Source organism: Bifidobacterium sp. ESL0820 (genome assembly GCF_052606235.1).
Genome location: NZ_CP199594.1, coordinates 1887658 through 1907623 on the forward strand (window position 1 = coordinate 1887658; position 19966 = coordinate 1907623).

Consider the following 19966-nt stretch of genomic DNA (forward strand, 5'->3'; position numbering starts at 1 on the left):
GAGGTGACATGCGAGGAGAGACTTCGCTGAGCTCCGATAAGGAGACCAGGGCCAAGTATGCCCCTCTGCTGAAGAGCAAGGGGAAGGATGCCCTCCGCGTGGCCATGGAGCTCTATACCTTCGTGACCCTGCTCGATGCCAATAGGCCCCTGGAGCGCGCGCTGACCGACCCCTCCCGTCCAGCTGAGGACAAGTGGCAGGTGATCGACACCATCCTGGCCGACAAGGCCGATCCGCTGACCGTGGATATCCTCCATGATTTGACTGATCATCAGTGGAGCCGTGTGGTGCATATTGCCAACGCAGCCGAGGACATGTCAGTGGATGCCACCGCTTATTACGCCGATGCTCTGGGCATCACCAACCAGGTGGCAGGCGAGCTGGCTGAGATCCATTCGGCCATGCTCGGGATGCCGCTGGTGCTCTTCCGGCTCTCGGACGAGTACAGTGATTCCACAGCGCGAGCCGACCTGCTCAGGGCGCTCCTGGTTGGGCAGCATATGCATCCGGTCACCGAGCAGATGGCCCTGAACGCCACCATTGATCTGCGCGGACGGCGCTTCCCTGACACCATCATTTGGTTGGTGGACCGCTTTTCTGAGCATATGGACCAGGTCATGGTCACCGTCACCACGGCAGTCTCCATGAATGACCAGCAGGTCAGCCGCCTGCAGGAGGTCTACGCGCGCAAGCTGGGCAAGCCGGTCCACATCAACTCGGTGGTCGATCCTACGGTCCTGGGCGGCATGAAGGTCCAGTACGGCTCGGTCTCCACCGACGGCACGGTGGCTACGCAACTGAAGCATCTGAAGCGGCGGATGGCCGTGGCAGGATGAGCGCAGTACCGACAGACTTGAACAAGAACAGAAATAAGGAGTGATCATGGCAGAAATGACCATTGATCCCGCCGTGGTGCGCAAGGCACTCGACCAGTTCGTCGAGTCCTACAAGCCGACGGACACCCCCACCCAGGAGGTGGGCTACGTCCGTACGGCCGGTGACGGCATTGCGCATGTGGAGGGACTGCCTGGTTGCATGGCCAACGAGCTGCTGACCTTCGAGGACGGCACGCTGGGACTGGCCTTCAACTTGGATGCCCGCGAGATCGGCGTGGTCATCCTGGGCGATTTCGCAGGTGTCGAAGAGGGCCAGGAAGTCCACAGGACCGGCGAGGTGCTTTCGGTGCCCGTCGGCGACGGCTATCTGGGGCGTACGGTCAACCCCTTGGGCGAGCCCATCGACGGACTGGGTGAAATCAAGAGCGAGGGCCGCAGAATCCTGGAGGCTCAGGCTCCTGACGTCATGCACCGGCATCCCGTCGACGAGCCCCTGGCCACTGGCATCAAGGCCATCGACGCCATGACACCCATCGGCCGCGGTCAGCGTCAGCTGATCATCGGCGACCGGCAGACCGGCAAGACGGCCATCGCCATCGACACCATCATCAACCAGAAGCACAACTGGGAGTCCGGAGACCCCAAGAAGCAGGTGCGGTGCATCTATGTGGCCATCGGCCAGAAGGGCACCACCATCGCCTCGGTCCGTTCCTCCCTGGAAGAGGCCGGGGCCATGGAGTACACCACCATCGTGGCCTCCCCGGCTTCCGACTCCGCAGGCTTCAAGTACATAGCCCCCTACACCGGTTCGGCCATCGGCCAGCACTGGATGTATGGCGGCAAGCACGTCCTGATCGTCTTTGACGACCTGAGTAAGCAGGCCGAGGCCTACCGGTCCATCTCCCTGCTGCTGCGTCGTCCGCCGGGGCGCGAGGCCTATCCTGGCGACGTCTTCTACCTGCATTCGCGTCTGCTGGAGCGCTGCGCGAAGCTCTCCGATGATCTGGGCGGCGGATCCATGACCGGTCTGCCCATCATCGAGACCAAGGCCAACGACGTTTCGGCCTACATTCCGACCAACGTGATCTCCATCACCGACGGCCAGATCTTCCTGCAGTCCGATCTGTTCAACGCCAACCAGCGTCCTGCTGTGGACGTGGGCATCTCCGTATCCCGAGTGGGCGGCGCCGCACAGACCAAGGCCCTGAAGAAGGTCTCTTCGACTTTGAAGATCTCCTTGGCCCAGTACCGCTCCCTGCAGTCCTTCGCCATGTTCGCCTCGGATCTGGATGCGGCCTCCAAGGCCCAGCTGACGCGTGGCGCCAGGCTGACCGAGCTGCTCAAGCAGCCCCAGTTCACGCCCTATTCCATGGAGAAGCAGGTTGTCTCGGTCTGGGTGGGCACCCACGGCAAGCTGGATGACTTGGACCTGGAGGACGTGCTGCCCTTCGAGTCCGGGCTCCTGGACTACCTGGACCACAACACCGACATCCTCAAGACCATCCGTGACACGGAGGACTTCACTGACGACACCGAAAAGGCCCTGGACAAGGCCGTGGACGAGTTCGCCAAGACCTTCGTGACCCACAAGGGCCAGACCCTGGACGGCCACAAGGCCGACCAGGAGCAGGAGCAGCCGGTGGCCGTCCAGCAGGAGAAGCTGGTGGCTGACGGCAAGAGCGGCAGCAAGGCCGGGAAGCGGTAGACCATGGCCTCACAACTCGCATTCAAGTCAAGGATCGCCTCCACTTCGGCATTGGAGAAGATCTTCAATGCCCAGGAGATGATAGCCTCCTCGCATATCGCCAAGGCCAGGACCGTGGCCCTGGAAGCGAAGCCTTACTCCGATGCGATCTTCGATGCAGTCCAGGCCCTGGTGGCCCATACGGACGACATCCGCCATCCCATTGTCAGGAAGGACGAGAAGAACCCGCGCGTGGCTGTGCTGGCGCTGACGGCCGACCGCGGCATGGCCGGGGCCTACACCTCCTCGGTCATCCGCGAGACGGAGTCTCTGCTGGCCCGACTGGACCAGCAGGGCCGACAGCCCCAGCTCTTCGTCTACGGTCGCCGCGGCGTCTCTTACTACCGCTACCGCAACCGCAGCATCGTCAAGACCTGGGAGGGCCACAGCGATCGGCCCGGCGTGGATGTGGCCAGGGAGATATCCCAGGCATTGCTGGATACGTATATGACTCCAGCGGCCAAGGGGGGCGTCTCCGAGCTCTACATCGTCTTCACTGAATTCATCAATATGGTGGTGCAGAAGGTTCGGGTGCTGCGCATGCTGCCCCTGGAGCTGATCAGGCCTGACCAGGAGCAGCCTGAGGAGGCCGTTGATGCCCCCGTGCCGGACGACGAGCATGGCCGCCAGGGCGACCGCTATGCGGCCCTCTACGACTTTGAGCCCAGCTCCCAGGAGGTCCTGGACGCCGTTCTGCCCAAGTACATTCAGTCGCGCATCCATGAATGCCTGCTCACCTCGGCCGCATCGGAGACCGCCAGCAGGCAGAACGCCATGCATACCGCCACTGACAACGCCAAGGGACTGATCGACGACCTGACCCGCAGGCTCAACGCCAGCCGTCAGGCGGCCATCACGCAGGAACTTACCGAGATCGTCGGCAGCGCCGATGCGCTCAACAAAGAGGAAGAGTAGGAACGCCAATGGTTGCACAGCAAGAACAGCCGACCACAGCGAGCCGCAAGCCGGATTCGGCCTCCAAGGGGCGCGTCACCCGAGTCCAGGGTTCGGTCATCGATGTGGAGTTCCCGGCAGGTCACCTGCCGGACATCTACAATGCCCTGACCGTGGACCTGAGCCAGTCCTCGAACACCGAGGGCGAGTCGCTGACCACCATCATGCTGGAGGTGGAGCAGCACCTGGGCGATTCCACAGTCCGCACCGTGGCCCTGAAGCCCACCGACGGCCTGGTCCGCGGTGCTACCGTCACCGATACGGGCGGGCCCATCATGGTGCCCGTGGGCGACGTGACCAAGGGACATGTCTTCGACGTGGCCGGCAACATCCTCAACAAGAAGGAGGGTGAGCAGATCAAGGTCACCGAGCGGTGGCCCATCCATCGCAACCCGCCTGCTTTCGATCAGCTGGAGTCCAAGACCCAGATGTTCGAAACCGGCATCAAGGTCATCGATCTGCTGACCCCCTACGTGGAAGGCGGCAAGATCGGCCTGTTCGGCGGCGCAGGCGTGGGCAAGACCGTGCTCATCCAGGAGATGATCCAGCGCGTGGCTCAGAACCACGGCGGCGTCTCCGTCTTCGCGGGCGTAGGCGAGCGTACCCGTGAGGGCAACGATCTGATTGGCGAGATGGACGAGGCCGGGGTGCTGGAGAAGACCGCACTGGTCTTCGGCCAGATGGACGAGCCCCCGGGGACCCGTCTGCGCGTGCCCCTGACCGCCCTGACCATGTCGGAGTACTTCCGCGACGTGGAGAACCAGGATGTGTTGCTCTTCATCGACAACATCTTCCGGTTCACCCAGGCCGGTTCCGAGGTCTCCACCCTGCTGGGCCGCATGCCCTCGGCCGTGGGCTATCAGCCCAACCTGGCCGACGAGATGGGCGCCCTGCAGGAGAGGATCACCTCCACCAGGGGCCACTCCATCACCTCCCTGCAGGCCATCTACGTGCCGGCCGATGATTACACCGACCCGGCACCTGCTACCACTTTCGCCCACTTGGACGCCACTACCGAGCTCAGCCGTGACATCGCCTCCCAGGGCATCTATCCGGCTGTGGACCCGCTGGCATCCACCTCCAGGATTCTGGATCCGCGCTACGTGGGGCAGGCCCACTACGACTGTGCCAACCGGGTCAAGGCCATCCTGCAGAGGAACAAGGAGCTCCAGGACATCATTGCCCTGATCGGTATCGACGAACTGGGCGAGGAGGACAAGACCACCGTCAACCGTGCCCGCAGGATCGAGCAGTTCCTGGGCCAGAACTTCTACGTGGCCGAGAAGTTCACCGGTCGCAAGGGTTCCTATGTGCCTGCGGACGAGACCATCGAGGCCTTCACCCGCATCTGCGACGGCGCCTATGACGACGTGCCCGAGCAGGCTTTCTCCGGCATCGGCGGCATCGACGACCTTGAGCACAAGTGGCACGATATGCAGAAGGAATACCGGTAGTCATGGCGGACACAGGCAAGGCCTCCATGCAGGTCAACATCGTCTCGGCGGACAGGCCCATCTGGTCGGGTCAGGCGCGGTCGGTCACCGTGCCCGGCACCCAGGGGTCCATGGGCATCATGCCTGACCACGAGCCGGTGCTGGCCCTGCTGCAGGAGGGCAACATCCGGGTTCAGGCCACCGATGGCGGTCGTCAGTCCTTCCATGTGGACAGCGGATTCGCCTCCTTCGACAGCAACAAGCTGACTGTGGCTGTGGACCACTACCTGGAAGACGCTGATCAGGGAAAGCAGTCCTGACTTTCTTCCTCTTCCGCCCGGCCGGTGCTCTTGCATCGGCCGGGTTTTTCTTTTTCGCCCGGAACGGCGGCTGATATATTGGCATCTGTGCGAATCATTGTTGCCGACTGCTCCGCCGAATACTCCGGGCGTCTCAACGCCAGCCTGCCGCCGGCCAGGCGCGTCCTGCTGATCAAGGCCGACATGAGCTGCCTGATCTTTTCGGAGCTGGGCTCCTACAAGCCCCTGAATTGGATGTGCGCTCCCTGCACCATCAGGGAGATCGAACCCGAGGAAACGAGCAAAGACGGCGCAGGCGCCAAGGCTGATTCCGTGGCCGGGACTGGGCCGGATGAGGTAGCCGAAGCTGCTGCGCCCGATGCGCTGATCGCTCAGGAGCAGGATCAGGACCAGTGTCGGCCTGTACGCAAGGTTCTGCGTGTTTCGGCCGTCAAATCCAGCGATGTGCTCACCATCAGGCTCTACCAGGTCTATGCCGACGACAGCTACGACTTAGGGACCGATCCGGGATTGGTCAAGGACGGTGTGGAAGCACACCTGCAGCGTTATCTGGCCGAACAGATCGACCGCATCGGCCCGGGGGCCACCTTGGTGCGCCGGGAGTATCCCACGCCCATCGGCCCAGTGGACATCATGGCCGTCGACGGCCAGGGGCGGCATGTGGCCATCGAGATCAAGCGGCATGGCGGCATTGATGGGGTGGAACAGCTGACCCGCTACTGCCGCCTGCTCAACCGCGACCCCCTGCTGGCCCCTGTCCGCGGGATCTTTGCGGCCCAGACCATCACCCCCCAGGCCAGGGTCCTTGCCGAGGACAGGGGATTCGAGTGCCTGATTCTGGACTACGAGGCCATGAAGGGCGCCGACAGTGACGAACTGACCCTCTTCTAAGGCATTTTCAGTCCTGTGCATTCGGTATGTCAGGCAGCTCACATATATTTCCCTCAGAGCTTGCAAGACCTGAAAAGCTACTAGATATTGGGGTTTTTGGCCTGACACGCCACTACAGGTGGTATTGTGCTTGAGCCTTGGAGTGTGTAGAGTGCAATCATTAGGTTCCAAGCAGAGAGCTATAGAGCTTGGAGCATCACGGCAACATGTAAGGGAGAGGCGATCATGTCCATCACGGTCTACACCAAGGCGCACTGTCCCCAGTGTGATGCCACCAAGCGTCAGTTGACCAAGCAGGGGCTGGAATTCGAGCAGGTGGATTTGACCGAGGATCAGACCTTGATCGACCAGTTCATCGCCCAGGGATTCAAGCAGACCCCCATCGTAGTCACTGACCAGGAGACGTGGAGCGGGTATCGCCCCGATCTGATCAGGAAGGCAGCACAGAGCGCCAAGGTCTTCGCCTGATCAAAGCACTCGGAGCCCGGTTCACGAATATGTGGACCGGGCTTTTTGTTAGCTTGGTGGGCAGTAGGGTTGATCGAAAACACAGTGTGCGCCTACTTGGCTGGTAGATGCCAGGTAGGCAAGATCTGCAGGTGTCGGCCAGTCTTTGCCGGCTAGGGCCACCCCGGCCGTACTGTCCAGTTGCTGTATGGCTCCAGCCTCATGGTGAATCGCCGTCCGGGTCGCTGTGAGAGCGGATGATAACGCGGTATCCGGTATTCGTATATCGAAAAGCAAAGAAAAGCGGCTTGCGTTATCTAGGATTGTCGACTGAATGCCGCAGTCGGCGTGAAGCGGGCGAGAAGCAGTGAAGAGGAGACGATGAACAGGACGAGAGCAAGTGGGGAGGCGAGGGCATGAATTGGTCTTTCATGGCGCAGAATTTGCACTTCTTCGTCAATGCGGCCTATGTAACGGTCTTCATCTCCTTCTTTGGCGTGGTGTTCTCCATGCTGATCGGGCTGGTCTGCGCCGGGTTGGAGGTCTTCAGGATCCCCCTGCTCTCGCAGTTGGCAAGGGTATATATCGAGCTGTCAAGAAACACCCCGCTCCTGGTTCAGCTCTACTTCCTCTATTTCGGGTTGCCCAAGCTTGGGGTCAACTGGAGCGCCCAGACCTGCGCCATCGTCGGGCTGGCCTTCCTGGGCGGCTCCTACATGGCCGAGGCCATGCGCGGTGGGTTCGAGGCCGTGCCTCAGGTGCAGATCGAATCAGCCCGCGTCCTGGGATTCACGCGTGGGCAGACTCTGTCGAGGATCGTGCTGCCCCAAGCCCTGAGTAGCGCCATACCGGGCGTGGTAGCCAACATCATCTTCCTGATCAAGGAGTCCTCGGTGGTCTCGGCCATCGCTCTGGCCGATGTCATGTACGTCACCAAGGATCTGATGGGCACCTCCTACGACACCTACGAGTCGTTGACTCTGCTCATCGTCACCTATCTGGTCATTCTGCTGCCCATCTCCGTCATCGGAACCGTTCTTGAGCGGAGGTTCGACTATGCACGGCGTTGAGGTGCTCTTCCAGCCAGGGGTCATGCCCAGGCTCTTCCAGGGGCTCTGGGTGACCGTCTGGATAGCCGGCGTCTCGGTCCTGCTCTCCCTGCCCTTGGGGTTGTTGGTCGGATGGCTGATGACCCGGCGCAACCGCTTGATCCGCTTCCTGATGAGGATCTATCTGGACTTCATCCGCATCATGCCCCAGCTGGCACTGCTCTTCATCGCCTTCTACGGGCTGTCCAGGGCATGGAACCTGAATCTGGATGCCACCGGCGCCTGCCTGCTGGTCTTTGTGCTCTGGGGCGGGGCCGAGCTGGGCGACCTGGTCCGCGGGGCCCTGGAGTCCATTCCTCGAACCCAGGTGGAGTCGGCCTACGTGCTGGGGCTGAGCTCCTGGCAGACCTTCTCCAGGATCATCCTTCCGCAGGCCCTGCGCCGACTGTTGCCGGCCAGCGTCAACCTGGCCACCAGGATCGTCAAGACCACCTCCCTGGCCGCCCTGCTGGGCGTCATCGAGGTCATCAAGGTCGGCCAGCAGATCATCGACGCCAACCGTTTCGCCTATCCCCAGGCGACTCTGTGGATCTACGGGGTGATCTTCTTCATGTATTTCTTCATCTGCTGGCCCCTGTCCCTGGTGGCCCGGCATCTGGAAAAGAGGTGGGCCCATGACTGAGGGGCAAACGACGGCGAACCAGCCACAGGATGAGCAGGAGGAAGGGGCGGTGCTGACCGTCGAGCACCTGGTCAAGCAGTATCCGCAGGCGCAGAGTCCTGTGCTCAATGACATCTCCTTCCAGGTGCCCAAGGGCAAGGTCTTTGTGGTCCTGGGCCCCTCGGGCTCAGGCAAGTCCACCCTGCTGCGGACCATAGCCGGGCTGGAGCCCATACAGGGTGGCCGGATTCTTCTGGATGGTCAGGCGGTGGAGACCGGTCGTCCTCTGGGCAAGCACGGCGGAGGTCCCGGCGGCCTGATGTCAGGCAGCCGCAGCTCGGACCTGCGCACCAGGATCGGCATGGTCTTCCAGAGCTACGACCTCTTCCCCAACAGGACGGTTCTGGACAATGTGACCCTGGCGCCCGTCCTGGTCCAGAAGCGCAAGCGGGACCAGGCACGGCAGGAGGCTCTGGAGCTGCTGGACCGGGTGGGTCTGGCCGACCGACGTGATGCCTGGCCCAGCCAGCTCTCGGGCGGCCAGCGGCAGAGGGTGGCCATTTGCCGGGCCCTCATCCTCCATCCCGAGATCATGCTCTTCGACGAGGTGACCGCGGCTCTGGATCCGGAGATGGTTCGCGAGGTCCTCCAGGTCATTCTGGAACTGGCCGACCAGGGGCTGACCATGATGATCGTCACCCACGAGATGGCCTTCGCCAGGGGCATCGCCGACCACATCGTCCTCTTGGATGGAGGCGTCCTGGTCGAGCAGTCAGACGACCCGGAGGCCTTCTTCACCCACCCGGCCACTGACCGGGCGCAACGCTTCCTGTCCACCTTCACCTATGAGCGCAGGCGGGATCAGGACCAGGATCAGGAGTCCTGACGGGGACTCTGCATATTCGTCCGGCGGCATTCGCCGGAACCGCCCACTGGGGCGGCCATAGGAAAGATAAGAGGAAAAGAGGGATCATGACCGCAAGGGTAATGAACCGATTGATACGGGCGGCGCTGGCCACGGGGGCGACGATCGCAATGATGGCTTCCATGGCAGCCTGCGGCCCTTCGGCGGCCACCCCCAGTGATGCCGGAAACGGCTCGGGGGGCGGTTCCGGCTCCTCGGCAGCATCCGGGTCTGCACGCACGCCAGAGCAGATCACCAAGTCCGGCAAGCTCAGGGTGGCCGTCTTCACCGACAAGGCCCCCTTCGGCTACGTGGACAAGGATGGCAAGAACCAGGGCTACGACATCGTTTTTGCCGAGCGTCTAGCCAAGGATCTGGGCGTCAAGCCCGAATACACCTCGGTTGACCCGGCCGCCCGTGTGGACGTGCTGTCCAGCAACAAGGTGGACGTGGTTCTGGCCAACTTCACCGTTACCGATGATCGCGCCCGCAAGGTGGACTTCGCCAAGCCCTACATGAAGGTCTTCCTGGGCGTGGTCTCCCCGGATTCGGCGCTGATCAAAGATGTGAAGGATCTGGAGGGCAAGACTCTGATCATCGCCAAGGGGACAACGGCCGAGCCTTACTTCGAGCAGCACTACCCTAAGGTCAAGTTGCAGAAGTACGACCAGTACGCGGATGCCTACAACGCCCTGCTGGACCACCGCGGAGACGCCATGAGCACCGACAACACCGAGGTGCTGGCCTGGGCCAAGGCCAACAAGGGCTTCTCGGTGGGCATCACCAAACTGGGGGACGAGGCGGTCATCGCCCCGGCCGTGCGCAAGGGGAACAAGCCCCTGCTGGACTACATCAACAAGGAGCTGGACAAGCTGGGCCAGGAGCGGTTCTTCCATGAGGACTACCGCAAGACCCTGGAACCGGTCTATGGCAGTGCGGCCAACCCCGACGAGATCGTAGTCGAGGGCGGCAAGGCCTGAACTGGCTGTCTGGCTTGTGACAGGGGCCCGTACCCATCCGAATGCGACTGGATGGGTACGGGCCCCTGTTTGTTGGTGGATTGACGGGTCAGTAGGCGGCCAGGATGTCGACCACGAAAATCAGGGTCGAATTGGCTGGGATCTTCTGCTGTTGCTGGTTGCCATAGCCCAGGTCAGGCGGAACTACCAGAAGAACCTGGGAGCCCACCGTCTGGCCGGCCAGACCCTGCTGCCATCCCTTGACCACCTGGTCCAGGCTGAAGTCGCTGGCCTGACCCCGGTCCCAGGAGGAGTCGAACTGCTTGCCGTCGGAGGCCAGCCATCCGGTGTAGTTGGCGCTGACGCTCTGATGCTGGCCGACCTTGGCCCCCTTGCCCTTGATCAGGGGCTGGACGACCAGTCCTCCCTTGGGCTGGTAGCCGTTGAGGTCCAGGGAGGGCTTGCCCTTGTCGTCCAGACTGATTTTCGGCAGGTCGCTGGGCAGGTCGGTCACCTTCTGACCCTGGGCGCGGGTCAGGTTTTTGGACCGGGAGACGAAGGTCAGGGCCATAATATAGGACTCGGTCGCCTTGCTGCTGCCGGAGCCTGACTCATCGATGCCCACGGCCACGGTGGAGTTGACCTTGAGGCCCTTGAAGGTGTCATAGTATGCCGGAATGGATTTCTTGCTGATGACGATGGAGCACTCCGGGCTGCTCTTGTCCCAGGTGGAGTTGATCACCTTGCCGGTCTTGGCATCCAGGGCCAGGCTCCTTGTGCATACGCGATCCCCGTCGCGGATGACCTCGCCGTTGCCCTCCTGGATGACCTGATGGGTCTGGTTCTCGACCTTGAAGGGGGTCTTGAAACTGATGTCGGGCTTGCTGCCAAGTTTGCCGCTGGCTGATACGCCCTGCATGGTGTCTCCCGCATGGCCGCCCCCGTCGGATTTCCCGCCGCAGGCTGACAGTCCAAGACATAGGGCCAGAGCGGTCACGGCGCCCAGCAAACGCTTGCTGCCTGATTTCTTTGCGATGATGGTCATAGAAGACCAGTTTAGGGCTTATGGGTGATTTCCCGGTGCCGGAAACCAGATCATAGGGAGCCGACGGTAGAATGTCGATAATATGGAGCAAGTACCCGAAGAAACCGATGAGATGACGCGGCCTGACAAGCCCTCGCGTCACAGCATGATCATGCGCGGCATCGTCACCCCCATCTTCGGATTGCTGGCTGTGGCGGCCATTGTGCTGGGCATCATGAACGCCACGGTCTGGAGGCCTTCGGCTCACGTGGATGCACATGCGCGCACGAAGGCATCTTATGTAGTGACCGATCCAGGTGTGCTTCCCCTGGTGGACAGCAGAGTGACCATGCGTGTGGATGCGGCCTCTGCCGGGGCCTCCGGGTCCACAGGGCACAAGTCGCAGAAGCCGACCATCTGCATGGCTCTGACCACGGCCAAAGATGCGGCTGGCTGGACGGCCGGGCATGATGTGGCCCGGGTGCGTGGCCTGGATGATTGGCAGACCCTGTCCGTCGGCAGGGACACCAGCCCAGGCAAGGCCGTCAAACGTGATCAGGGCGTAGCCTTTCAGGACTCGGATATGTGGAAACAGGTCACCTGTTCTGACAGCAGCGTGTCGATGTCCCTGAAGACCGACGACCCGCAGGCCGTCCTGCTGGTGGCGGTCCCCCAGGGCTCTCCTTCCCTGGGGCTGGAGATGCTCTGGCAGCGGGACAAGCTGCCTAACTTTGCCATGCCCTTCTACTTTGCCGGCGGGCTGCTGGCCCTGCTGGCCGTTCTTTCGGCTACGGTCTTCGCCATGGATCCGGCCAAGCGCCGCAAGCAGACCGAGCCCGAGCAGGAGTCTGAGGAAACCCCCGAGGTCAGCGTGGCCCAGGCTCTGGGAAGCGCCATTCTGCCTGGCCTGGGGCAACGGCGCAGCTCGACCTCGGGCCGGCGTCGGCGTCATGCCCGCGGCCAGGCGCGACAGGGGGATCCAGGGCCCCCGCCCAGGCCGCCCGTGGTGATTGATCCGCGCAACCGGAATCTGGTCGCCGACCAACAGGAAGACAGTGACGGCCGCACCGTCAGCGGCGATCGGGGAGCCGACGATGTGTCGTCCACCAGGGTCATCAGCAGTCAGGAGATGGCCTCCTACCTGGCCAGGCTTGCCCACGAAGGGGAGGAGGAGCGCTGATGAGTAAGAACAAGCCGATGAACAAGGTGGCGGCTGCAGCGGCTCTGGCCTTATCCCTGGCCCTCCTGCCGGGACTGTCTGCCTGCGAGGGGCAGGTCCCCCAAGCTCGCCGGACCGAGCCTCAGAGCACCGCAACCACCGCTCCTGCGCCCAATCTGACCCCTGCCCAGGAGGCTCGCATACGCAAGAGCATCGGGGCGGTTCTGGATCAGGCCAACGAGGCCAAGGATCCGGCCGGGCTGGGCCAGCGGGTCAGCGGCCCCCAGCTGGAGATCCGCACCAGCGAGCTGACCATTGCCCAGGCCACCGGGCAGCTGGATCCTAAGACAACCATTCCTGCCACCATCGCCCAGACGGTCATCCCCGGCGATCCGGGCTGGCCGCGCTCGGTCTTTTCGATTACCACAACCACGCAGGATCAGCAGTCCAAACGCCTCTTGGTTCTGGAACAGGAGTCCGCCCATGAGAACTACAAACTCTGGGGGGTGGCCCGGCTCTTCCAGGGGGCCCAGCTGCCCAAGTTCCCGGTGGCCACCATCGGCGCCAGAATGGGGGAGGGCGACGATCAGGGTCTCAAGGCTACGCCGGTGGAGGCCGTGCGCCGCTATGCCGACCTCCTGCAGAATCCCCAGGACAGCAAGTTTGCCAAGGAGTTCGCCCAGGATGACTTCCGCACCTCCCTGGGCACGCTGACCCAGGTGGTCCAGCAGGGGATCGAAGCCAACAAGGGCAGCCAGTCGCAGACCTTCACCCCGGCGCAGGGGCAGCTGCGGGTCATGCACTCCTCCGATGGAGGCGATCTGGTCGTGGCCCGGATTGATTCGGTCTGGACCAGGCAGGCGGGTGAGGGCCGCGAGTCCTCGCCGGCCTCGGATGCCGAGAAGGCCCTCTTCGGACAGGGCAAGCCCACCAGCACCATGAAGGTCACCTATGTCAACGTGATCGCCCTGTACATACCTTCGGCGGACTCGCATGAGCCCATCAGGGCCGTGGGTGCCGAGCGTGAACCCATCAAGGTGGAAGCGGTCTGAAGGGCGGGATTGCGCTGGGTGAACGCCAGGCCCTTGGACTAGATTGGCTTCCAGGAGTATGCAATCGAGGGCGGGCCGAAGCTGCAGTCGGCGGTCGCGAGGTTTAGGAGGACTGACATGGCGAACAAGAACGGGCAGGGGCAGCCGGGCGTCTCGCTGGCAGGGGCGGTCGACCTGGGTGCGCTCAAGCATCAGGTCGATGCCGAGCCAGGCCAGAAAGGTGGTGCACCAGCTGCCGGCGGCTACGTGATCGATACCACGGAGGCCAGTTTCCAGGCCATGGTTCAGACCTCAGCCACCTTCCCCATTTTGATCCTGCTCTGGGTGCCCACCGACGACCGCCTCTTCCCTCTGGCGACCCGTCTGGCCCAGACCGTCAATGCCCAGGAGGGGCGCATTCAGCTCTCCCGCATCGACATCGCGTCCAATCCGCAGATCGCCCAGACCTTCCAGGTGCAGGGCGCACCGGCCCTCTTTGCCCTGCTGGCGGGCCGACCCATGCCCATCCTGCAGGGGCTGCCCACCGATGAGGAAATGAACCAGATCACCGATCAGCTCATCCCACAGGTGATTCAGATGGCGCAGAAGGCCGGCATCACCGGCAGCGCCCCCTACCAGGAGACCAACGACCAGGGGCAAGAGGAGCAGGCCGGCCAGGCAGCGGCTGATGCCATCCCCCCTGCCCATCAGGAGGCCCACCGGCTGGCCCAGGAGGGCGACTATGCAGCTGCGGCCGAAGCCTATGGCAAGCTGGTCCAGGCTGACGCGACCGATGATCTGGCCAAGCGTGAACAGGCCAAGTGCCTGCTGATGGCACGTTCGGCCAAGGCCGATGTCCGCATGGTCCGTCAGGCGGCTGCCGATGCCCCTGACGACCTGCAGGCCCAGTTGGATGTGGCCGATGTGGACATGATCGGCGGCCAGATCCAGGATGCCTTCGATCGTCTGCTGGACTTTCTGGCCGGGCACCGGGATCAGACCGATCCCATCCGCCGCCGTCTGCTGGAGTACTTCGTCATTCCTGAGCCGACCGATCCTCGGCTGGCCAAGGCCCGTCGCCGTCTGTCCACACTGATGTACTGATCAGTTGCCGACTTTGGGTCAGGAATCTCGGTTCTCGTCGAAGTTGGTGAGGAAGCGCGGTCCGCTGGCTTTCAGCTCCCGGTCAAAGTCGGCAGCCCAGTCGCCGAAGGGATGACCGGCCAGCCCATCGTTGGAGAACCGCGGGTCGTCGGTGATCTCCGTGGCGCAAAAATCAGGGATGGTCAGGTCGGTCACCGGCCCGGTCCGCTCCACCTCGGCCACCACCAGGGGGGCGTTGCCGTCCCCGAAGACATCCAGGTTCCACCAGTCCTCGTCCAGCCAGACTCCATACCGGTTCTTGACGATGGGAATGCCGCCGCGCATGATCAGCTCCAGGGCGATGCCCGGGTCGATGGCCCGTTCGGCCTCGTAGCGGGTGCCGCCGACGGAGGGGCCCTTGGCCGTCATTGAGGCAGCCTCGAAGTGGTCGCCTTCCTCAAGCAGGGTGTGGAGGGCATCGGTCCGTGCCGTCATGGGCACCATCGGGTCCACCTGCCCCTGAAGGCGAACCCGCAGGGCGAAGTTGTCCTCATGCACGTAGTAGCTCTGCACAATCAGGGTCGGTCGACTCTCCCCGAGCAGCTCCCGGGGGAGGTCCCGGCAGAAGAATCTGCGCTCGAACTCGAAATCGTCCTCGTCCTCATTCATGGCCATGCATCCCATGGTACGGTAGGCCGGTTGCGGCCACCATTTCCTGTCCACAGCCCGCTTCGGAGTCCAGGTATGTGAAGGTCGCTTGTGATGGCCGGGTGAAGGAACTAGAGTGTAGATTATCCCGAGAGAAGATCATCCGGGAATGTTGGCGGCTTCGCGCCACCGCATGAGGATGCAATGGCGCAACCGGGGCGGTGGCACGAAGCCTTGCCATCACAATAACTACGAAACGCCTGAAATCTTGCGGCAACACGCCGAGAGTGGCTGGACCCGGACCGACACGTCAGGACGCGCATGGGTGCGAAAATGCGCAAAGTGTCCTAGTATGGTCTCTGTTGTCCACTGGAAAGTGGCTGTCGGGTTCGTAGCTCAGCGGATAGAGCGTCTGTCTCCGGAACAGAAGGTCGAGGGTTCGAATCCCTTCGAGCCCACCAAGATGAAATCCCTGCAGCCAGGAAGAGCGCGGGGGTTTTCTTTATACGACTCCCGTCTGTCATTACGCCCGGGATTATGATCATGGCGCTTGCTGGATGAAATAAGCGCACGCGATGCGTCACGATATGTGTGGTGAATCACTAAGCTTTTGAGGAACATGGCCCTTGGCCCGCTCGTGTCCTCATTTTCAGGTGCCATAGTGAAAGAGTAAGACCGAACGTCGGGGAGGATCGACGCTTCCGCGTTGTGGCGGAGCCTCCTTTCCCCGGTGAAGCAAAGGAGTTCACATGGCCAATCGAATCAATGCAGGGGATGCTGTCCTTCACGTCCTGGAGCAGTGGGGGGTGCCGCGCATCTATGGCCTGCCCGGCGGTTCCTTCGACTCCATGATGAACGCCATCCACAACGAGCGCGAGCGCATCGACTTTATCCAGGTCCGTCATGAGGAGGCCGGAGCTCTGGCTGCCGCCGGCGAGGCCAAGCTGACTGGCCGGATCGGCGTCTGCTTCGGTTCGTCTGGCCCTGGTGCGGTCCACCTGCTCAATGGCCTCTATGATGCCCGTGAGGACGGCGTGCCGGTGCTGGCCCTGGTGGGCGAGGTGCCCCAGGCCTTTATGAACATGGACTTCTTCCAGGCCATGGACGAGGTGCCTATCTTTACCGATGTGGCCGTATTCGCCCGGGCCGCCACCAACGCCCAGGGGCTGCCGGCCCTGGTGGACGAGGCCATCCGCCGCGCCTATGCCAGCCACGGGGTCTCCGTGGTCATCATCCCCAAGGACCTGGCCTGGGCCGAGATCGACGACCGCCCGGTGGCTTCTGCGCCCAACTTCCGCAAGCCGGAGCCTCTGAAGCCCGCGGCCGACCAGGTCAGCAAGGCGGTGGAGATCATCCAGTCCGCCAAGGCCCCGCTGCTCTACTTCGGCCAGGGCGCTGCCGGCGCTCGCGATGAGCTGGTCGCCATGTCCGAGCGTTTCAAGATGCCCATGGTCTCCACCTTCCCGGCCAAGGGGATTGTGGAGGACACCTATCCTGCCTACCTGCAGTCGGCCGGCCGCGTGGCCACCAAGACCGCCACGGAGGCCATCTACACTTCCGATCTGACGGTCTGGGTGGGTTCGGACAACCCCTTCGGATCCATGTTCGTCACCCCCAACACCAAGGTCATCCAGATCGATCTGAACCCGGTCAAGCTGGGCAAGCGCTTCCAGGCCAATGTGGTCCTGGCCATCCAGGCCGATGCCCGCGAGGCCCTCAAGGCCATAACCGCCGCCGGCCAGGATCAGGAGGAGTCCGTCTTCTACAGGGCCTGCCTGCGCAGCAAGGAGAACTGGGACCAGTGGGTGGCCTCCTTCAACGAAGACACTCGCACGCCCCTGCGGCCTGAGCCCGTCTACCACGTCATCGATCAGCAGCTTGAGGACAATGACATCGTCATCCCCGACGTGGGCAATGTGGATATTGACTTCCTGCGTCTGCTGCATCTGAAGCCCACCAACCGCTGGACCGTCTCCGGCAAGCATGCCACCATGGGCTACGCCGTGCCGGCCGCCTTGGCTGCCAAGCTGGAGCATCCGGAATCGACCGTCTACTCCCTGAGCGGCGACGGCGGGTTCGCCATGCTCGGCGAGGAGGTGCTGGCCCAGCTCAAGTACCATGCACCGGTCATCAACGTGGTCTTCTCGAACCGTTCCCTGGGCTACATCGAGGCCGAGCAGCGCGACGACAGCCATCAGCCTCTGAGCGGAGTGGATCTGCCCGACACCGACTGGGCCAAGGTCGGCGAGGGCATGGGCGCCCTGGGCTTCACCGTGCGTACGGTGGCCGATGCCCGCCACGCCTTCTCCGAGGCTCGCAAGGCCGACAGGTCTTCGGTCATCGATGTCAAGCTGACAGGAGCCAGCCCTCTGGATACCCGCTATATGCGGTTCCCGGAGACCTGCTCGGATCCGGACCAGGTCGAGAAATTCGTCAAGACCTACGAGGCCGGCGGTCTGCGCTCCCTGGCCTACTGGATGGGCCAGGAGGCTCGCAAGGGCTGAGACTGATGCCGCTTGCGCCGGGCGGGCACTCCTATAGTGGACGGTGTCTGCCCGGGGCTTCGGCCCTGCATGGGTGCGGCGGACCTGAAGGAAAGGACGGACTCATGGAAGATGGACCGGAAGAGATCGGCACGCCATATGCGCCCCAGGCCTTGGGGGCTTACAGTCAGGCTGTGAAGGCCGGGGGCTTTGTCTTTGTCTCCGGACAGTTGGGCATCGACCCGGACACCGGCGAGCTGGTGGAGGGCACTGCGGCTGACCAGGCCACCCAGGCCCTGAAGAACGTCAAGAACATCCTGGATGCAGCCGGCAGCGGCATGGAGAAGGTGGTCAAGGCCACTGTTCTTATGCGGCGGGTTGAGGATTTCACCCAGGTGGACCAGGCCTACTCCCAGGTTTTTATCGGCTCGGTGCGGCCGGCCCGCGTGGCTTTCGGTGGCGCGGACATCCCCAAGGGGGCCCTGGTCGAGATCGAGGTCGTGGCTCTGGCCTGAGACAGGCCGGTTGCTGGTCGCCGCCGTCGCTAGACTTGAGGGCATGAGTCCTGAAGCACTTGCCCGTATCATCTCTTCGACCGCCGTCAAGATGGCCCAGTCAGGCCGCCTGGGGAGCCTGGAGCCCGACATGGTTCCTGATGCCGACCATCTGGCGGTCATGCGTCCCAAGGACCGCTCCCACGGGGATTGGTCCACTAACATCGCCATGCAGCTGGCCAAGAAGGCCGGCATGAGGCCTGCGGAACTGGGGCAGGCCTTGGCTGAGGCTCTGCGGGAGGACGACGGGATCGCCCAGGTGGATGTGGCTGGTCCCGGCTTCATCAATATAACCTTGGATTCGGCCTCGGCGGCCGCTGTGGTCGATGCGGTCCTGGAGGCGGGCTCCGCCTATGGGAGCAACGATCACTTGAGCGGGCGCACGCTCAATCTGGAATTCGTCTCGGCCAATCCCACGGGTCCCATCCATATCGGCGGCACACGCTGGGCGGCTGTGGGCGACTCCATGGCCCGGGTTCTGGAAGCCAACGGTGCCAAGGTGGTCAGGGAGTATTACTTCAATGATCACGGCACGCAGATCGACCGCTTCTCCCGCTCACTGGTGGCGGCGGCCCACGGCGAGCCCGTGCCTGCTGACGGCTACAAGGGCTCATATATTGACGAGATCGCCTCCCGGGTGGTCAAGGAAGCCGCCGACGAGGGACAGGACATCCTGGCCATGCCCAGGGTGCGCGACGAGGACGGCGCCGAGGGTGACAGCCCCCAGCGCGAGGCCTTCCGCACTCGGGCCGTGCCCATGATGTTCGCCGAGATCCAGCAGTCCATGCGTGACTTCCGGGTCAACTTCGATGTCTGGTTCCATGAAAACAGCCTCTATGAGTCCGGTCAGGTGGAGCGGGCCATTGACGAGCTGCGGGCCAAGGGTGATATCTTCGAGAAGGACGGGGCTACCTGGTTCCGCTCCACCACCTACGGCGACGACAAGGACCGGGTGATCATCAAGTCCGACGGGCACGCAGCCTACGTGGCGGCCGACATCGCCTATTATCTGAACAAGCGTCGCAGGTCCAAGGATCCCTGCGACGAGGCCATCTACATGCTGGGTGCCGACCATCATGGCTACATCGGCCGAATGATGGCCATCTGCGCGGCCTTTGGGGACACTCCCGGCGTGAACATGCAGATCCTGATCGGCCAGATGGTCAATGTCATCAAGGACGGCCAGGCCGTGCGCATGAGCAAGCGGGCAGGCAACGTGGTCACCATCGACGATCTGGTGGATGCCGTGGGGGTGGATGCCGCCCGGTATTCCCTGGCCCGCACCGACTACAACCAGAGCGTGGACATCGACCTGGACCTGCTGGCCTCGCACACCAACGACAATCCTGTTTACTATGTGCAGTACGCGCACGCCCGCTCTAAAAACGTGGATCGGAACGCCTCCCAGGCGGGCATCGACCGTTCCGGAGCCGATCTGTCCCTGCTGGACACTGCTGCTGACAACGATGTTCTGGGCGTCCTGGCCCTCTATCCCAATGTGATCCAGACTGCAGGCGACCAGAAGGCCCCCCACCGGGTGGCCCACTACCTGGAGCAGTTGGCTGGGGTCTATCACCGTTGGTACAACCTGGAGCGCGTGGTGCCCATGGAGCCGACCGGCCGGGCGGATCTGGACCAGGACGAGGACAGGAATCCACAGCCGGCCCGGGCAGCGGCGCGTCTGCGGCTCAATGACGCCGTGCAGCAGGTCATCGCCAACGGTCTGGGGCTGCTGGGCGTCCAGGCCCCGGACCGTATGTAAGCCTGAAGGTCACTGGGAGGTCGT

General features: G+C 63.0%; 19 protein-coding genes and 1 tRNA gene. 18 read left to right on the top strand and 2 right to left on the bottom strand.

What is annotated here, in order from left to right; genetic code table 11:
• Positions 1–8: 8 nt before the first annotated feature.
• The 11 genes from ACUIAH_RS07480 (at position 9) to ACUIAH_RS07530 (ending at position 10219) form a co-directional block, all read left to right on the top strand.
• Positions 9–836 (top strand): F0F1 ATP synthase subunit delta, encoded by an 828-nt coding sequence (locus ACUIAH_RS07480; RefSeq protein WP_445340868.1) that lies wholly within the window; start codon positions 9–11, stop codon positions 834–836.
• Between the two features lie 46 nt (positions 837–882).
• Positions 883–2541: a F0F1 ATP synthase subunit alpha gene (atpA, locus tag ACUIAH_RS07485; RefSeq protein WP_445340869.1), complete on the top strand. Its 1659-nt coding sequence runs from the start codon at positions 883–885 to the stop codon at positions 2539–2541.
• A 3-nt stretch (positions 2542–2544) separates the two neighbouring features.
• Positions 2545–3495 (top strand): F0F1 ATP synthase subunit gamma, encoded by a 951-nt coding sequence (locus ACUIAH_RS07490; protein WP_045924882.1) that lies wholly within the window; start codon positions 2545–2547, stop codon positions 3493–3495.
• Between the two features lie 8 nt (positions 3496–3503).
• On the top strand, positions 3504–4988 hold the full coding sequence (atpD, locus tag ACUIAH_RS07495) for a F0F1 ATP synthase subunit beta (RefSeq protein WP_445340870.1): 1485 nt from the start codon (positions 3504–3506) through the stop codon (positions 4986–4988).
• A 2-nt stretch (positions 4989–4990) separates the two neighbouring features.
• Positions 4991–5287, top strand: a complete 297-nt coding sequence (locus ACUIAH_RS07500; RefSeq protein ID WP_306221357.1) for a F0F1 ATP synthase subunit epsilon — start codon at positions 4991–4993, stop codon at positions 5285–5287.
• Positions 5288–5374: 87 nt separating this feature from the next.
• Entirely contained in the window at positions 5375–6178 is an 804-nt protein-coding gene (gene nucS, locus ACUIAH_RS07505) for an endonuclease NucS (RefSeq protein ID WP_445340871.1), read from the top strand.
• 225 nt (positions 6179–6403) lie between these two features.
• A complete protein-coding gene (gene nrdH / locus ACUIAH_RS07510) occupies positions 6404–6646 on the top strand; it encodes a glutaredoxin-like protein NrdH (protein ID WP_024626874.1) in 243 nt (80 codons plus the stop codon).
• Positions 6647–7041: 395 nt separating this feature from the next.
• Positions 7042–7695 carry an amino acid ABC transporter permease gene (locus ACUIAH_RS07515; protein WP_445340872.1) on the top strand — a complete coding sequence of 218 codons (654 nt, stop codon included), beginning with the start codon at positions 7042–7044 and terminating at the stop codon, positions 7693–7695.
• Positions 7682–8356 carry an amino acid ABC transporter permease gene (locus ACUIAH_RS07520; RefSeq protein WP_306221354.1) on the top strand — a complete coding sequence of 225 codons (675 nt, stop codon included), beginning with the start codon at positions 7682–7684 and terminating at the stop codon, positions 8354–8356. The genes ACUIAH_RS07515 and ACUIAH_RS07520 overlap by 14 nt, the downstream gene beginning before the upstream one ends.
• Complete coding sequence (locus tag ACUIAH_RS07525; protein ID WP_045924876.1) at positions 8349–9221, top strand: amino acid ABC transporter ATP-binding protein; 873 nt, start codon at positions 8349–8351, stop codon at positions 9219–9221. Before ACUIAH_RS07520 ends, ACUIAH_RS07525 begins: the two co-directional genes overlap by 8 nt.
• Before the next feature lie 86 nt (positions 9222–9307).
• On the top strand, positions 9308–10219 hold the full coding sequence (locus ACUIAH_RS07530; RefSeq protein ID WP_313838406.1) for a cysteine ABC transporter substrate-binding protein: 912 nt from the start codon (positions 9308–9310) through the stop codon (positions 10217–10219).
• 88 nt (positions 10220–10307) lie between these two features.
• Here ACUIAH_RS07530 and ACUIAH_RS07535 read toward each other — a convergent pair whose 3' ends face one another.
• Positions 10308–11243, bottom strand: a complete 936-nt coding sequence (locus ACUIAH_RS07535; RefSeq protein WP_445340873.1) for an FKBP-type peptidyl-prolyl cis-trans isomerase — start codon at positions 11241–11243, stop codon at positions 10308–10310.
• Between the two features lie 82 nt (positions 11244–11325).
• Between ACUIAH_RS07535 and ACUIAH_RS07540 the strand changes: the two genes are divergently transcribed.
• The 3 genes from ACUIAH_RS07540 (at position 11326) to ACUIAH_RS07550 (ending at position 14516) form a co-directional block, all read left to right on the top strand.
• Positions 11326–12402, top strand: a complete 1077-nt coding sequence (locus ACUIAH_RS07540) for a hypothetical protein (RefSeq protein WP_445340874.1) — start codon at positions 11326–11328, stop codon at positions 12400–12402.
• Positions 12402–13433 (top strand): hypothetical protein, encoded by a 1032-nt coding sequence (locus tag ACUIAH_RS07545; RefSeq protein ID WP_156147974.1) that lies wholly within the window; start codon positions 12402–12404, stop codon positions 13431–13433. The genes ACUIAH_RS07540 and ACUIAH_RS07545 overlap by 1 nt, the downstream gene beginning before the upstream one ends.
• Positions 13434–13550: 117 nt before the next feature.
• Positions 13551–14516 (top strand): co-chaperone YbbN, encoded by a 966-nt coding sequence (locus ACUIAH_RS07550; RefSeq protein WP_445340875.1) that lies wholly within the window; start codon positions 13551–13553, stop codon positions 14514–14516.
• 18 nt (positions 14517–14534) lie between these two features.
• Here the strand turns inward: ACUIAH_RS07550 and ACUIAH_RS07555 are convergent, their stop codons facing one another.
• A complete protein-coding gene (locus ACUIAH_RS07555) occupies positions 14535–15164 on the bottom strand; it encodes a hypothetical protein (protein WP_445341578.1) in 630 nt (209 codons plus the stop codon).
• Positions 15165–15528: 364 nt separating this feature from the next.
• Here ACUIAH_RS07555 and ACUIAH_RS07560 point away from each other — a divergent pair.
• The 4 genes from ACUIAH_RS07560 (at position 15529) to argS (ending at position 19942) form a co-directional block, all read left to right on the top strand.
• Positions 15529–15604, top strand: a tRNA-Arg gene (locus ACUIAH_RS07560).
• Positions 15605–15892: 288 nt separating this feature from the next.
• Positions 15893–17647, top strand: coding sequence for a pyruvate oxidase (gene spxB / locus ACUIAH_RS07565; protein ID WP_445340876.1), 1755 nt, complete (start codon positions 15893–15895; stop codon positions 17645–17647).
• 104 nt (positions 17648–17751) lie between these two features.
• Entirely contained in the window at positions 17752–18141 is a 390-nt protein-coding gene (locus ACUIAH_RS07570) for a Rid family detoxifying hydrolase (protein ID WP_306221346.1), read from the top strand.
• A 43-nt stretch (positions 18142–18184) separates the two neighbouring features.
• On the top strand, positions 18185–19942 hold the full coding sequence (argS, locus tag ACUIAH_RS07575; protein ID WP_445340877.1) for an arginine--tRNA ligase: 1758 nt from the start codon (positions 18185–18187) through the stop codon (positions 19940–19942).
• Positions 19943–19966 lie beyond the last annotated feature (24 nt).

What these genes read in the sequence shown, in the direction of transcription:
- ACUIAH_RS07520 (WP_306221354.1), top strand. Translation starts at nt 7,682, where the DNA reads ATGCACGGCGTTGAGGTGCTCTTCCAGCCAGGGGTCATGCCCAGGCTC.
- spxB (WP_445340876.1), top strand. Translation starts at nt 15,893, where the DNA reads ATGGCCAATCGAATCAATGCAGGGGATGCTGTCCTTCACGTCCTGGAG.
- ACUIAH_RS07480 (WP_445340868.1), top strand. Translation starts at nt 9, where the DNA reads ATGCGAGGAGAGACTTCGCTGAGCTCCGATAAGGAGACCAGGGCCAAG.
- ACUIAH_RS07515 (WP_445340872.1), top strand. Translation starts at nt 7,042, where the DNA reads ATGAATTGGTCTTTCATGGCGCAGAATTTGCACTTCTTCGTCAATGCG.
- atpA (WP_445340869.1), top strand. Translation starts at nt 883, where the DNA reads ATGGCAGAAATGACCATTGATCCCGCCGTGGTGCGCAAGGCACTCGAC.
- ACUIAH_RS07555 (WP_445341578.1), bottom strand. Translation starts at nt 15,164, where the DNA reads ATGAATGAGGACGAGGACGATTTCGAGTTCGAGCGCAGATTCTTCTGC.
- ACUIAH_RS07545 (WP_156147974.1), top strand. Translation starts at nt 12,402, where the DNA reads ATGAGTAAGAACAAGCCGATGAACAAGGTGGCGGCTGCAGCGGCTCTG.
- ACUIAH_RS07540 (WP_445340874.1), top strand. Translation starts at nt 11,326, where the DNA reads ATGGAGCAAGTACCCGAAGAAACCGATGAGATGACGCGGCCTGACAAG.
- ACUIAH_RS07530 (WP_313838406.1), top strand. Translation starts at nt 9,308, where the DNA reads ATGACCGCAAGGGTAATGAACCGATTGATACGGGCGGCGCTGGCCACG.
- ACUIAH_RS07535 (WP_445340873.1), bottom strand. Translation starts at nt 11,243, where the DNA reads ATGACCATCATCGCAAAGAAATCAGGCAGCAAGCGTTTGCTGGGCGCC.
- ACUIAH_RS07550 (WP_445340875.1), top strand. Translation starts at nt 13,551, where the DNA reads ATGGCGAACAAGAACGGGCAGGGGCAGCCGGGCGTCTCGCTGGCAGGG.
- argS (WP_445340877.1), top strand. Translation starts at nt 18,185, where the DNA reads ATGAGTCCTGAAGCACTTGCCCGTATCATCTCTTCGACCGCCGTCAAG.
- ACUIAH_RS07490 (WP_045924882.1), top strand. Translation starts at nt 2,545, where the DNA reads ATGGCCTCACAACTCGCATTCAAGTCAAGGATCGCCTCCACTTCGGCA.
- ACUIAH_RS07570 (WP_306221346.1), top strand. Translation starts at nt 17,752, where the DNA reads ATGGAAGATGGACCGGAAGAGATCGGCACGCCATATGCGCCCCAGGCC.
- ACUIAH_RS07500 (WP_306221357.1), top strand. Translation starts at nt 4,991, where the DNA reads ATGGCGGACACAGGCAAGGCCTCCATGCAGGTCAACATCGTCTCGGCG.
- atpD (WP_445340870.1), top strand. Translation starts at nt 3,504, where the DNA reads ATGGTTGCACAGCAAGAACAGCCGACCACAGCGAGCCGCAAGCCGGAT.
- ACUIAH_RS07525 (WP_045924876.1), top strand. Translation starts at nt 8,349, where the DNA reads ATGACTGAGGGGCAAACGACGGCGAACCAGCCACAGGATGAGCAGGAG.
- nrdH (WP_024626874.1), top strand. Translation starts at nt 6,404, where the DNA reads ATGTCCATCACGGTCTACACCAAGGCGCACTGTCCCCAGTGTGATGCC.